Source organism: Micromonospora sp. DT4, from assembly GCF_049841675.1.
Lineage (GTDB): Bacteria > Actinomycetota > Actinomycetes > Mycobacteriales > Micromonosporaceae > Micromonospora.
Window position 1 is genome coordinate 1 of record NZ_JBNCKT010000128.1, and the last position, 13,742, is coordinate 13,742.

General features: G+C 72.5%; 12 protein-coding genes and 1 pseudogene. 7 read left to right on the top strand and 6 right to left on the bottom strand.

Features of this window, described 5'->3' with window-relative positions:
• Positions 1-709 (top strand): DUF1996 domain-containing protein (locus ACLQ24_RS25320; protein WP_425894208.1); only part of this gene is annotated, 709 nt, incomplete at its 5' end.
• A 175-nt stretch (positions 710-884) separates the two neighbouring features.
• Complete coding sequence (locus tag ACLQ24_RS25325) at positions 885-1,970, top strand: hypothetical protein (protein ID WP_425894209.1); 1,086 nt, start codon at positions 885-887, stop codon at positions 1,968-1,970.
• Between the two features lie 72 nt (positions 1,971-2,042).
• Here the strand turns inward: ACLQ24_RS25325 and ACLQ24_RS25330 are convergent, their stop codons facing one another.
• Entirely contained in the window at positions 2,043-2,291 is a 249-nt protein-coding gene (locus tag ACLQ24_RS25330; protein WP_425894210.1) for a hypothetical protein, read from the bottom strand.
• Here ACLQ24_RS25330 and ACLQ24_RS25335 point away from each other — a divergent pair.
• The 4 genes from ACLQ24_RS25335 (at position 2,280) to ACLQ24_RS25350 (ending at position 5,425) form a co-directional block, all read left to right on the top strand.
• Positions 2,280-2,459, top strand: coding sequence for a hypothetical protein (locus ACLQ24_RS25335; RefSeq protein WP_425894211.1), 180 nt, complete (start codon positions 2,280-2,282; stop codon positions 2,457-2,459). The genes ACLQ24_RS25330 and ACLQ24_RS25335 overlap by 12 nt on opposite strands.
• A gap of 290 nt (positions 2,460-2,749) precedes the next feature.
• Positions 2,750-3,910, top strand: a complete 1,161-nt coding sequence (locus ACLQ24_RS25340) for a hypothetical protein (RefSeq protein ID WP_425894212.1) — start codon at positions 2,750-2,752, stop codon at positions 3,908-3,910.
• 204 nt (positions 3,911-4,114) lie between these two features.
• A complete protein-coding gene (locus tag ACLQ24_RS25345; RefSeq protein WP_425894213.1) occupies positions 4,115-4,720 on the top strand; it encodes a response regulator transcription factor in 606 nt (201 codons plus the stop codon).
• A gap of 120 nt (positions 4,721-4,840) precedes the next feature.
• Positions 4,841-5,425 carry a response regulator transcription factor gene (locus tag ACLQ24_RS25350; RefSeq protein ID WP_425894214.1) on the top strand — a complete coding sequence of 195 codons (585 nt, stop codon included), beginning with the start codon at positions 4,841-4,843 and terminating at the stop codon, positions 5,423-5,425.
• Between the two features lie 10 nt (positions 5,426-5,435).
• On the opposite strand, the gene ACLQ24_RS25355 is transcribed toward ACLQ24_RS25350, so the two are convergent.
• From ACLQ24_RS25355 to ACLQ24_RS25375, 5 genes are all read right to left on the bottom strand, one after another.
• The gene (locus tag ACLQ24_RS25355; RefSeq protein WP_425894215.1) at positions 5,436-7,196 is read right to left on the bottom strand and encodes an ATP-binding cassette domain-containing protein; all 1,761 of its coding nucleotides are present in this window, start codon (positions 7,194-7,196) and stop codon (positions 5,436-5,438) included.
• Positions 7,193-8,920, bottom strand: coding sequence for an ABC transporter ATP-binding protein (locus ACLQ24_RS25360; protein WP_425894216.1), 1,728 nt, complete (start codon positions 8,918-8,920; stop codon positions 7,193-7,195). The genes ACLQ24_RS25355 and ACLQ24_RS25360 overlap by 4 nt, the downstream gene beginning before the upstream one ends.
• A 74-nt stretch (positions 8,921-8,994) precedes the next feature.
• A complete protein-coding gene (locus tag ACLQ24_RS25365; RefSeq protein WP_013734295.1) occupies positions 8,995-9,114 on the bottom strand; it encodes a SapB/AmfS family lanthipeptide in 120 nt (39 codons plus the stop codon).
• A gap of 5 nt (positions 9,115-9,119) precedes the next feature.
• Positions 9,120-11,696, bottom strand: a complete 2,577-nt coding sequence (gene lanKC / locus ACLQ24_RS25370; RefSeq protein ID WP_425894217.1) for a class III lanthionine synthetase LanKC — start codon at positions 11,694-11,696, stop codon at positions 9,120-9,122.
• Positions 11,697-11,910: 214 nt separating this feature from the next.
• Positions 11,911-13,284: an alkaline phosphatase PhoX gene (locus ACLQ24_RS25375; RefSeq protein WP_425894218.1), complete on the bottom strand. Its 1,374-nt coding sequence runs from the start codon at positions 13,282-13,284 to the stop codon at positions 11,911-11,913.
• Positions 13,285-13,291: 7 nt separating this feature from the next.
• On the opposite strand from ACLQ24_RS25375, the pseudogene ACLQ24_RS25380 reads away from it, so the two are divergent.
• Positions 13,292-13,742: pseudogene (locus ACLQ24_RS25380) on the top strand (IS701 family transposase); the annotation flags it as partial.

A 13,742-nucleotide genomic window follows, 5' to 3' on the forward strand; every position in this document is an offset into this window, starting at 1 on the left:
AAAGCCGCCGCGCATCACGTACCGCAACACCCATACACGGACAACGATCACGGCACCTTTGGGTTACTGGTCAATAACCACGACCGACCAGCTGCTGTCCTCGAAGACCACGTGCAACGCCCCCGGTGACCTGAGCGCCTACTGGACGCCGGAGCTGCGCAAGGACGGCAAGCCCGTACCGATGAAGAGCTTCCGGGTCTACTACGGCTCGCGGGTCAAGGACCCGTCCACCGTCAAGCCGTTCCCGCCGGGCCTGCGGATGGTCGAGGGCGACGCCAAGAAGCAGGTCGACACCCCGAAGAACGCCGGCAGCAACCAGTTCTGGTGCGCCGGCAGCGCCGAGACCGGTCGCAGCGCCGACGGCAACTGGCCGGTCTGCGCCCCCGGCGGCAACCTCATCTTCCAGCTCGTCTTCAAGGACTGCTGGGACGGTAAGAACATCGACTCCCCCGACCACAAGTCGCACATGGGCGACCCGGTCAACGGCGTCTGCACCGGCAAGTACCCGGTAGCGGTGCCGGACCTGTCCTTCATGGTCAACTACCAGTCGCTGGGCGGGGACGGCCTCAGCCTCTCCTCCGGCAAGCCGTCCTCGATGCACGGTGACTTCATGAACGCCTGGGACCCGGCCCACCTCGGCCCCCTGGTGAAGTCCTGCCTGAACCAGAATGCCAAGTGCGGCACCGAGGTGACCTTCGCCGGCGGCTGACCCCACACGCACCCCACCGACGGACGGCCCCCACGATCGAGTGTGGGGGCCGTCCGTCGTATGCACGCGGCCGGTGGCCGACACCCGACACCGGAGCGCGCAGTAGCTGACTGTAGCCGAGACATCGCCAACCGCACACTCCTCTCCGACACGTCCCTGTCGAATGGAGGAACACATGCGTCTCCGCTCGCTCGTCACCACCGCGCTGGCCGCCGCCCTGGCCGCCAGCGCACTCGCGCCACCGGCGCCGGCCGCCGCGGCCACCGCCGACCGCTGGGGATTCGCGTACGTCAAGGACCCCACCGTCACGGTCTGGACCGTGCTGGACACCAGCCGACAGTGGGGTAGCTGGAAGACGGCATTCCCGGCCGCCTGGGCCGACGGCGTCAAGCTCGCGCCAGGCCGGTTCCAGGTCCGCTTTCCGCAGGTGGGCGCCAGCTCGCGGGGCGTGCCGCACGTGACCCCGGTGAACCGGACCGGCCACTACTGCGAGGTGGTCCGCTGGTTCCAGTCCGGCGCCGACGAGATCGTCGACGTGCAGTGCCACCGACCCGGCGGTACGCGCGAGGACACCCCGTTCACCGTGCTCTGGACAACCAGCTCGGGCGTGCTGCCGGCCGGCACCTCGCACGCGTACGTGCAGTGGAGCAGCGGCGTGGTGGTGCAGTCGTACAACTCGACCGGGGTGGTGAACACCGTCGGGCCGCTCGGCGTCGGGCAGTACCTGGTGCGGCTGCCCGGTGTCGGACTGGCCGGCGTGCTCGCCGGCGACGTGCAGGTCACCGCCGTGCAGCCGAACGCCGGACCGCGCCGATGCAAGGTCTACTCCTGGAGCGCGGTCGGCAGCGACGTGCAGGTCTACGTCTTCTGCTACGACCAGGCCGGCGCTTTCGTCAACACCGACTTCGCCCTCTCGTACCACCGCCGCCGCCCGGTGATCGGCTCCCTCGGCCCCCCGTCGTACTTCGGTTACCTGGGTACCGCCGTCGGCGGGCCGACCAACGACAACTCGGTGCTCGGCGTCGGCGCGAACACCGTCGCGGCGATCGCGCCCGCCGGCCGCTACCTGGCGACGTTCCCGCAGATCGGTGTCAAGGAGACGCACGTCCAGGTGGTGGCGCAGGGCGCCGGCAGCAACTACTGCCACCTCACCCAACCGTGGACGTACACCACCAACGCCGACGTCGACGTGATCTGCTTCGACAACGCCGGCGTCATCACCCCGCACCGCTTCCTGGCCACCTTCACCTCCCGGCTCTGACCGCACGCGGCGGGTCCCGCCCACGGTCCGACCTGGTGGTCAGGACGTGGGCGGGACCGGGTGCCGCGGTGGTCAGCCGAAGCAGTTGGGTACGGGTGGCGCGCTGGGCGTGCAGTTGGTGGGCCGGTTGCCACTGATGACCGACTTGTCGTCCACCGTGACCTGACCACCGTTGTTGAAGACCCCACCCGGCGCCACGACGGAGATGTTCTCCGTGACCTTGGATTCCGTGAGGGTGACGGTGCCACTGTTGTAGATCCCGCCGCCGCGCGAGTTCGTGCCGAACGCCTTGTTGCGGGTGACGATGGTGTGCCGCAGCACGACGACGCCGCTGCCGATGTAGACGCCGCCGCCGTTCTCGATGGTGCTTCTCGTGCTGGCGGCGTTCTCACTGATCTGACTGTCCTCGGTGACGAACCGGCCGATCTGGTTGAAGACGCCGCCGCCGCGTTGGCCGGCGTCGGTACGGAAGATCTTGCCGTGCTGTAACTGGAAGATGCCGTCGTTGAAGATGCCGCCACCCTCACCGAGCGGCGGCAGCTGCCGCTGGGAGTAGCGGCGGGAATGGGGTGCCGTGGGTTGGTTTGCCGAAAACGGCTCGCCGGTGCGGTCCCGTGCCGTGACAGCCGGTCCGGACCGGCGGCTCAGTCGCTGCCGGGCGCGCTCGGGCGGACAGAGGTGCCCGCACAGCTCACGTCCACCCGCATCACCGTGTGCAAATACGTAAGTGCATCGCTACTATGGGTCAGCTATCGAGAAGGAGAGGGGGTCGCGCCCGCGTGCGAAGTCCCGTCAACGGAACCGCGCCGACGTCTGCGCCGGGCCGATCCACGCCACCGGTGGCCGGCCGGCTGCGCAGGCTCGCCCGGCGGGTGGCGCTGCTCGCGGTCGCCGTCGGGGCCGGCTTCCTCCTGGCTGCCCTGTTCCAGGGGCCGGCCGCCGCCGACGGGACGCGCAGCAGCTCCGGAGATGAGCTTCGTCGACAGGTCGGGACCCTGGTCGAGCCGGTCACAAGGGTCACGGTCGCCGAGCGGCCCGACCGCGACCGCCCGCGCGCGGTGGGCACCCACCACCGCCGCGATGACACGCCCGGCGGCCCGCCGACCGGGGCCATCGGTGGCGTCGTTCGCGCCCGGGACGCACTGCCCTCGACGGGGCCTCGGCGGCCTCGACGCGCAGCGCGCGTGTCCGTGCCACCACCCCGGGTCGGCACGTCCGTCCCGGCCGGTGCCACCGGGCACGAAGAACTGCGGCCGGCCTCCGTCGCTCGCGCGGCCCATCGTCCGGCTCGCCGCGCCCACCCACCTCGGCCGGCCGATGATCCACCCCGGCCCGCCGCGCCCGATCCCCTCGGGCTGCCCGGCCCGGTCGGTTCGCTCACCGCAGGCCTGGTCACCCCGCTGCCCCACGTCGTCGGCATGGTGCGAGCACTGCCGATCCAGCCTCTCGTCACGGCGCTCCTGCGTGTCGTCGACGCCGTACTACCGCCCGACCTCGGCGCGGTGATCGTTCCGAGGGCACCTCGGCTGATCACTCTCCCCGCACTCGGACGGGCCGCCGTGCCGGTGACCGACCCGGTACCCGCACCGGCCCTACTGCCGCCGTCGGCGAATCCGCCGCTGTCGCCCGTACGCGCCGCGGCCGCGCCCTCCTCGGCCGCGCGACCGCCGACGTCCGGCACCGAACCCGCGCCTTTCACCGCCGCGACCGGACGCCCGGCCGCGCGTCCCGGCCCGGTGGCCGCAAAAAATGGCCTCCCGGGCCGACCCGTCACGCCGGCCGACCAGGACGCGGCCGGTGTCGACGAGGGTTCGCCGCCCGCGCCGGGCCTGATCCGACCGGCCGACCGGCCGTCATACGTGGATGCGAAGAGACCTCGCGACCTCGTGCCGCTCCTCATCGAGCGCCGAACTCCGTCAGTAGTCGCCCGCCCCGGCTGAGGCGGGTCGACCGACCCGGGCCGCTGGCCCACGCGGTCGGTCCCACCCCACTGGCCTGGTCAATGGTGCCCGTGCCCGCCCGCCCTGACGGCGGCGCAGGCCCAATGGCCGCCCGACCTGACGCGCACGACGGTCGTGGCCGACCCCGTGGATACGCCGGGATCGGTGCCCGTCGTGACGTGGACCTGAGATCGGAGAAACACGGTGATCCACGTTGTTGTCGCCGAGGATATGGGTTTGCTGCGCGGGGCGCTCTGCGCCGCGCTCTCCCGTGAGGAGGACATGGAGGTGGTCGCCGACGTCGAGGGCGTCGGTGAGCTGTTGACGGCGGTCCGCCGGTGCAGACCCCAGGTGGTCGTGCTGGCGCTGACGCCGGAGGTGCCCGACCCGGTGGAGGTGGTCGCCCGGATCAGCGTCGAGGCGCCGCAGGCCGCCGTGTTGGCCATGAGCCCTCGATGGAGCCCGGCGCTGGTGAAGGCGGCGCTGGCGGCCGGGGCGCGCGGCCTGGTCGGTAAGGACAGCCCTCTGGTCGAGTTGGTGCGGTCGATCCGCGCGCTCGCCGCCGGGGAGCGGGCGATCGACCCGGCCGCCGCGGTGGCGGTGCTCAGCCCCCCGGAGATGCCGTTGACCCCTCGGGAGATGGACGTGCTGCGGATGGCGGCCGAGGGTCTGCCGCTGAAGGAGATCGCCGGCCGCCTCTTCCTGGCCCACGGGACGGTGCGCAATCACCTGTCGGTGATCCTGCGCAAGATCGGGGCCCGCAACCGGCTGGAGGCGGTGTGGCACGCCCGGCGTAACGGCTGGTTGTAGGCATCGCGGGGCGGGTCCGTCGAAAGCGGACGGACTCGCCCCGTCGCCGCGCGGCCCCGGAAGATGCGTGTTTGAATATTGACGTTGAGTGATCATTATCCAAGCGCGGGAAGGCTCATCGTGATCCGTACCCTGCTCGCTCTGGACGGGGCTCTGGTGCTGGGCGCGCTGTCGTTCGTCCTCGCCGCCGAGGAGGACATCCGTGTCGTGGCGGAGGTGGATCGCGGCGACGCCGTCCCGGCGGCCGTCCGTGCCCAGCGCCCGGACGTGGTGGTGGCCGACCTCGACCTGGTCGAGGAGGAGGTTTCCGGCCGCCTGGGTCTGTGTCCCCTCCTGATGCTGGTCCACCCGCACCGGGCCCGGCGACTGCGAGGCATGCTCAGCCCCACCCGGACGGTCGGCATCCTCCGCAACGACGCCGCTCCCCAGCGGGTCGTCGACGGTATCCGCCGGCTCGCCCGCCAGGAGCCCGTCCTCGACGCGGACCTCGTCGTCGCGGCCCTACGCTCGGACGATCCGCTGACGGACCGCGAGAGGGAGGTGTTGACGTTGACGGCGGTGGGAGCGCCGGTCGCCGAGGTGGCGGCATCGCTCGGGCTCTCCCGCGGCACCGTCCGCAACCACCTCGGTCGGATCGCCCGCAAGGTGGGTGCCCGCACCCGGGTGGAGGCGGTGCGGTTGGCGGGCGAGGCGGGCTGGATCTGACCGGCGGGTCTCAGCCCTGCCGCTCCACCGTCCGGAACGGCGTCATCGGCTCGTCCCAGCAGCCGACGAGCGCCCGGTAGGTGGCGGAGCGGTCGAGCAACTGCTCGTGCGTCCCCACGGCGGGCGCGTCGCCGTCGAGGACCAGCACCCGGTCGGCCCGCAGGGCGGAACTGATCCGATGGGCGATCACCACGAGGCTGCCGGGCCGCCGGGCGAAGGCCGCCTCGACGGTCGCCTCCCGTGCCGGGTCGAGGTGGCAGGTCGCCTCGTCGAGGACCGCCAGCGGGGCGGGCGCGAGCCAGGCCCGGACCGCCGCGACGAGCTGCCGCTCACCGGCGGAGAGCAGGGCCGGTACGACCGGCGCGTCCAGGCCACCCAGCCTGGTCGCCAGGGGACGCGCGCCGAGCGCGTCGAGGGCGACCTCAAGGGTGTCGTCGTCGGCGTCGGGCCGCAGGTAGCGGAAGTTGTCGGCGAGCGTGCCGGTGAAGACGTACGCCTCCTGCGGCAGCAACACCCGCAGCCCCGCCAGGACGGCTGGTTCGGCGTCGGCGACCGGAGTACCGGCGAGATGGACCGTGCCCTCCTGTGGCGACACCAGACCAGCCAGCAGGGCGGCCAGCGTGGACTTGCCCGCGCCACTGGGTCCCACCACGGCCAGGTGCTCGCCGTCGGCCAGCGTCACCGAGAAGTTCCGCAGGACGGGCTCGGCGATCGGGCCGTACCGGAAGGTCAGTTCCCGGACCTCGACGGCCGGCGAGCCGCCGACCGGCCTGGTCGGCGGTCGCGTGCGGGGGTTCTCCTCCGCCGGCGCCGGGAGGTGGGGATAGACGCGCAGGATGTTCTCCAGGGTGACCGCGTAGCGCAACCCGCCGCCGCCGAGGCCCTGCACCAGGGTGTGCAGGGCAGGTTGCAGCCCGGTCGACACGTAGATCAGCGCACCCAGGACCGCGCCGGCCGTCATGCCGCGGTCGACCAGCCACGGAGCGGCCACGAGCAGCACCACCAGCGGCGACCAGCCGCCGATACCGAGGCTGAGGCTACGGATCACCGCCATCCGCGCGAGGGTGCGCTCGGCGGCGGCCTGCGCCGACACCCGGCGCTCCACGTCGGACTCCACCCGCGCCTGGGCGCCACAGGCCAGCACGTCGCGGTGACCGGCCAGCGCCGTCGCCGCCGACTGGCCCAACCGCTCACCCGCGCGGACGTACGCCCGCTGGTGCGTGACCGTGGCCGGCAGCGCGGCGAGGAACACGACCAGGCCGACGACCAGCGGCGCGGCGGCCAGCGCCGCCGCCACCGGCGCGAGGGCGAGGAGGCCGAGCAGGGCCGCGCCCGCCGAGAAGAGGAAACCACGCGTCACCATCAGCAGACCGGCGAAGGTGTCACGGACGATCTCCATCTGGTGGGTCAGCCGGGTCATCGCCGCGCTGTCCGGGCGACCGCCCGCGCGGGTGGCATCGCGCAGCGCACCCCGCACCACCTGGGCGGCCACCTCGTCGCGGAACGGCTCCACCACCGCGCCGAGGCTCCGGTACGTCCGACCGGTCGCCGCCGCGCCGACCAGCACGGCCACGGCGAGGGCCGCCAACCACGCCAGGCCGTCGACCAGGCGACCGGCCAGAAAACCCTCGTCGACGGCGCGGGCGACCAGCAGGCCGGCGAGCAGCGCGGGCAGCGCCTCGACGAGCGACCACCCGCAGAGCCGGGCGAGATCACGCCGGCGGGCCCGCAGCGCCCGCCAGGTCACCTGGCGTACGGTCAGCGGGTTCACGACCCACCGCCGGCCGGCTCGAAGACAGCCCGGTAGTCCGGGTCGGCCCAGAGTTGCCGGTGCGGCGCCAGGCCGCGCAGCCGACCGCCGTCCAGCCAGGCGACGAGGTCGGCGCGGGCGGCAGCCGCTGTCCGGTGGGTGACCACCAGTCGGGTCCGCTCGCCGGCGCGCCCGACGACCGCCTCGGTGATCCGGTGTTCGGTCGCGGTGTCCAGGCTGGACGTGGCGTCGTCCAGGATGAGCAGCCGTTCGGCGGCGAACGCCCGGGCCAGGCCGAGGCGTTGAGTCTCACCACCGGAGAGCGGTGTGTCCACCAGCGGGGTGCGGTACCCCTCGGGCAGACGGTCGATCACGTCGGCGACCGCCGCCATGCGCGCCGCCCGCAGGACCGCCGGCGTGGCCGGACGCCCGTCGGCAGGTGGTGTCGCGGACGCGAGCGGCAACGCCAGGCCGATCACGTCGTGGACCGTAGCGCCGATCAGCACCGGCTGGTCGAAGGCGTAGCCGACGGCTCGGCGCAACGCCGACGCGTCGAGATCACGCAGCGGTACGCCATCGAGGCGCACCTCACCGCGGTCCGGGTCGTGCAGCCGTCCGGCCACGGCGGCCAGAGTCGACTTACCGGCGCCGGACGCTCCGACGACGGCCACTGTCGCGCCGGCCGGTACGTCCAGGTCGATGCCGTCCAGGATGGGGCTGCCATCGTCGCCGTACACACACACCCCGCGCAGTCGCAGCGCGCCGCCGCCGGTCAGAAGGGGCCGGTCGCCCGTCGCGGTGGCGGGCTCTCGCAGCGCCTCGGCCACCCGGTGTGCCCCCGCGCGGCTGCGTACCAGGTGGTTGAGTGTGGCGAGGACCGCACCGAGGCCGGCGCCCATGGCCGCGTACCGGACCGCGGCGACCAGTTCACCGGGCGTGAGCCAGCCCGCCGTCAGGGCGTACCCGCCGACCGCGACGACGCTCAGGTGCAGCAGCGGCGCCACGGCGGAGGTGCGTGCGCTCGCCCTGGCGAGCAGGTCCCACGTGCGTCGGCCGTGCCGGCCCAACTCCGGCAGGGCTGCCAGCACCCGGGCCTCCTCGCGGCGGACGGTGGCGGCGGCGGCGATGGTCCGGGCGCCGGTCAGCGACTCGAGCAGTCGGCCGGCGATGACGCCGAGCACCCGTTGGTACCCGGCGGTCGCGGTCGAGGCGTCGGCCACGAAGGCACGCATGAGAACGGCGAGCAGACCGAGGCCGGCGAGCAGGGTGATCCCCAGGACCGGCTCCAGGATGGCGAGCGCGACGACGCTGCCCAGGGGCGGGAGCACCGCCACGACGGTCAGGACGACGGCATTGCCGGCCTGTCCCGCGTCGGCGGCCTGGCCGACCAACCGGCCGACGAGATCACCCACCGGGTACCGACGGGTGGCACGGACGTCCAGCGCGAACAGGTGGCGCAGCAGGTGGCGGCGTAGCCCGGCGGTGGCGCGTGCCGCACCGAATCCGCTGGCCAGGTCCGTCAGGCTGTCGACGCAGACGAGGGCGACGACCAGGCCGCAGGCGGACACCGCCCACCAGATCGAGCCGCCGGTGAGGGCGGCGTCGACGGCGCGGCCCAGGGCGGTGGGAAGCAACAGTTCGGCGGCCGCGCCCAGTAGCGCGACCGCCGCCAGCCCGGCCGTCCAGCCGCCGCCGGCAAGGACCGTCCGCCGCAGCAGCCGGTCCCCCGCGTCGAACGTCGACATCGGTCCTCCCGGTGCTACGCGGTCGCCCTGGGTGGGCACGTCTACCCACCCAGGGCGATCACGTTTGCGACGGATCAGTTGCAGGTCGTGACGGAGAGCGAGCTGTCGCCGCAGAGCAGCAGGCTCGCCCGGCTACCGCCACCCGTGCGGTCGGCCGGAGCCATCTCCAGGCCCTGGAGGTCCAGAAGCGCCATGTCGTTCACCTCCCTTCCTTCCGATCGTCGATCCTGTCGCCCCCGCTGTGGCGGGGGAGTCTCTGCGCGCCCGGCAGGGGCGCGAGGAAGGGCAGCACGGGCGGGTCGTCCTGCCGCGCGCAGGTCAGCGCGTACAGCACGCCGGCGGTGCCGGTGCTGAAGTCCATGGAGAGCCGGAGCAACTGCTCACCGGGGAAGGCGGTCCCCTCCCGGTACGGCAGCGCGTGCCAGGCCAGCCGGTCCACCTGCGCGGCGAGTTCCCGGCGGTCGCCGTCGTGGACCGAGGCCGCGAGGTAGGCGATGATGCCGGCCCGGCCGGCGAAGAGCCCGGACTGCGCGTAGAACGGTGACCGGGCCGCACAGCGAATCCCCGCGCTGGCCTCGGCGAACCGGTCGTCGTCGCGGTGGCGCAGGTACGCATCGAGGACCAGTCCGATACCGACGCTGCCGTGGGCGAGGTACGGCATGGTCCGCCAGCCCTCGTTGACCTCCAGAGCGCCGTCCGGGCGCAGCACACACCGGCGCAGGTCCTGGCGCAGCGCCGTGGCGGCGTGTTCCAACAGGTCGTCGTCGCCGCTGAGTTCGTAGAGCCGCAGCAGCATCAAGGCCGGTCCGGTCCGGCCGCGCAGCAGCCCGGCGTACGGGTGGCGACCGCCGCTGACGTCCGGGCCGGGATCGTCGGCGAGTTGCCCGACCACCCGCTCGGCGGCCCGCCACGCGGCGTCGCGCAACGACTCCTCCCCGGTGCGGGCGGCCAGCTCGGCCAGGTTGAGCGCGATCCCGGACAACCCGCTCGCCAGGCTGTGGTCGAGCCCGTCGAGGGGCTCACGCAGGCAGATGTCGAGCACGTCCAGTGCGTCCTGGCGGCGTCCGAGGCTCTCGAGGACGTGGGCAACGCCGTGCAGCCCGTCGTAGAAGCCGCAGCGGGTGCCGGACGGGGGCGCGGTCGCCCGCCGTACCAGCCAGTCCTCGTGCTCGGGCCAGCGTCCGGCGCCGCTCGTGTGCAGCGCGTACAGCACTCCCGCCGCGCCGTGCGCGAGGTTGAGGCCGCCGCTGCGGAACTGCTCGATGTCGCCGGGGAAGAGCCGGTCGTCGCGCGCCGGAGTGGCACTGGCCAGGATGGCCGTCGCCAGCTTCTCCCGCGTGACGGGCACGTCGTGTACGTCCGCGACCCGCGGGCCACCGGTGATCTCCTCGACCGCGGCGTCGAGGAAGGGCCTCGGCACCGGGAAGTTGGCGGCGATGACGTCGGCCAGGTGCGCCGCCTTCGCCGGGGTGAGCCGCACCAGCTGGGTCAGCGGCAGGAACAGCGCCAACCGTAGGCACGCCAGGGCGTACCTGTCGACCGCCGGCCCGGTCCGGTCCCGCGGCGCCGCGAAGCCCTGATTGCGTAGCCCGGGGCGGCGGTGTCCGTCGATCGGGGCGGTCACCTCGAAGTCGACGAGGGCGACCCGGTCGTCGGGACGGATCATGATGTTGAACAGGTGCAGGTCCCCGTAGACCAGACCGCGTTCGTGGATCGCCGCGATGAGGGCCTCGACCTGCTCGTGGACGTGCCGGGCCCAGCGGGCGTACGCCGCCCGGTCATCGTCCGTCGCGTCGGCGTCGATCAGCGGATACCTGTCGACCAGCACCTTGTTCAACGGTCGACCCTCGATGAACTCCAGCGCGAGGAACCGGTGCTCCCCCAGGTCGAACTCGTCGTGCACCCGCGGCACCTGCGGCAGGTCGGCGAGTTGTCGCAGGGCGTCGGCCTCCCGGGCCAGCCGGGCGACGGCGTCGGTGCCGTCGGCGTCCAGGCCGGCGTGCGGACGGGCCTCCTTCAGCACCACCTCGGTGTCGGTACGCAGGTCCCGGCCCACGTACAGCCCACCGCCGTTGGAGAAGTGGATCACCCGTTCGATCCGGTAGGGCACCTGGTCGGTGCTGGTACCGCCGCGGGCCGCCAGGTGCGGGCCGAGGAAGTCGGGCAGGGTGACCCAGGCCGGTACGTGGAAGACGGGATCGCGGCGGTCCGGCACCAGCGTGCCGGAGTCGTCCTCGATCGCCGGCACGACCTGGCCGTCGGGCGAGTGGCAGTAGCGGGCTGCGAAGCCGCCGTAGCGCACGTGGATCGGGCCGGCGCCGTAGCGGAGGTCGCTCAGGATGTACGGCCCGGGCTCGCCGGTCAGCAGCTCGTCAAGCTCCTTGCAGACCAGCTCCAGCTCCGCGTCGTCGTGCGGGTAGACGGTGATGAACTTACCGCTGGCCGCCCGGGAGGCGTACTTGGAGTTGCGCAGCAGCAGCGTGCGGGGCCCTCGGAGGAACTTGAAGGACAGCCCCCGGGGGACGCAGTAGTCCCAGACGGCGTCCAGCACACGCTCGGCGTTCTCCAGACCCGCCGACACGTGGATCTTCCAGCCCTGCTGCGGCAGCGAACCGCCGTCCGGCGCGTAGATCAGCCAGTCATCGAGCGGCTCACGCCGCCACCCGGTCGGGATCGGACGCTCGGCAGCCGGGAAGACCGGCTGCGCGACGGCGCTGCCGAGCGAGTCGTAGAAGAGGCGATCCGCGGCGCAGTAGCTGTCGTAGCGTTCGTCCACTGTCCCGCCACCTCTCGAATCCGGCCGGCTGCTGTCTTCCGGCGTTGCATCGAGTCTCGTCGACAGGCCCAGGCGGGCTCCAGTGCGCCTAGTCACCGGCTTCGATGCGAGGTGCACGCGAACTCGTGACAACAGTCAGGCCCTGCCGAGGTTTGAAAAAACCACAGGTGGGGAGCAGGCCGCCGCCTGCTCCCCACCTGTCGATCGTCGGTCGTCAGCCCAGGTACTTCTCCCACGGGCCGGTTATGGCCAGGGTCAGGCCCGGGTCCTGCATGTTGACGAACAGCACCTTCCCGTCGGCGCTGAAGGTCGGCCCGCAGAACTCCGAGTCGTTGAGCTGGTTGCGGGCGATCGCGTACGTCGGCCCGCCCGGAATGGTGCTGAGCACGTGGGAGGCGCCCTTGCCGTCCTCGGCGAGCACGAGGCTCCCCCACGGGGTGACCGTCACGTTGTCCGGGCCGTCGAAGGTGATGTCGGTGTACTTGACCGGCGTCCCCTCCTCGGCGGCGGCCTGGTGCGGGAAGTACGTCACGAGCTGGATGGTCTGGTTCGTGAAGTGGTAGAACCAGACCATGCCGTCGTGCGGCGCCGCGTCCGCCGGCAGGTCACCCTCGTCCCACGCGTAGGAGTTGACGACGTACACACCCTCGTCGGTGCTCCACACGCCCTCGAACTTGCGGCCACGGGTGACCTGACCGTCGGCGAACTGCTCGCGGACGGAGGTGTGCCGCGCGTCGCGGTCCGGCACCTCGATCCACCGTACGGGGAACGGGCGGCCGAGCTGGGCGGAGGTCAGGTAGGCGACGTCCGGCAACACGGAACCGTCGTCCATGATGATCTGCATGGCGGCGAGGACACCCGCGTCCGGCGCGAGGCGGGTCAGCACGCCGGGGCCCAGCTTCACGCCGCGCGGCGCCGACCAGCGGTAGAAGAGGCCGTTGGGCTCGTCGGCGTCCTCGGAGAGGTAGACGTGGGTGCGGTCCTTGTCGATCGCCACGGCCTCGTGGGAGTAACGGCCCAGGCACTTGATCGGCCTCGGGTCCGCGCTGCCGTCGGCCCAGACCTCGAAGACGTACCCGTGGTCCTTGGCGAAGACGCCGGAGCGGTCACCCTCCGCCCACCTGTCGCCGGCGCGGTCCTCGGTCTCCTCGCAGGTCAGCCAGGTGCCCCACGGGGTCGGCCCGCCGGCGCAGTTGGAGATCGTGCCGGAGAGCGCGACGAACTCGCCCAGGTTGCGGCCCGCACGGTCGGTCCTGATCACGGTGCAGCCACCGGCGTCGACGGCGCCGGCGTCGTAGACGGTGCCCTTGACGTGCGGCACACCGAACTCGGCGCCGGGGTCGATCTCGTGGTTCTGGATCAGGGTGTAGCGACCGTGGCCGGCGCCGTAGACGGCCATGCCGTCGTGGTCCGACGGGGTCACGCCCTGGCCACGGTCGAGCCGGGTGACGCCGGTCCGGGTGACCACGGTGTAGCTGAAGCCCTCGGGCAGGGCCAGGATCCCCTGGGGATCGTCCACGAGCGGCGGGAAGGGGACCTGACTGCCCTTGACCGGCGAGTGCGGCCGGCCGGGGCTGGCCTGCGCCAGGGACGGCCTGAAGAAGGGGACCCGGTCGGCGGGTGTGCAGCGGCAGTATTCGGGGACGGCGGGGCGGACGGAGAACTGTCAGATCGGTACGTTCCTGTGTTACGCCTCTGGCAAGGGCCGGGCGTTGATCGACCGGGAGTTGTACCTGCCGAAGTCGTGGACCGAGGACCGGCAGCGGTGCCGGGACGCGGCGATCCCTGACGAGGTGGCGTTCGCGACCAAGCCGCAGCAGGCGCGGGCGATGCTGGAGCGAGCGATCGCCGCTGGGGTGCCGTTCGCGTGGTTCACCGCCGATGAGGCCTACGGACAGAACCCGGGCCTACGAGGCTGGCTGCAGGAACAGGACGTGTCGTATGTGATGGCCACCCGCTGCGACGACCAGGTCGCCTCCGGGTTGTTCACCACCACCCGGGTCGACGCCCTGATCGCCAAGCTGCCGGCCCGATCGTGGACGAGGC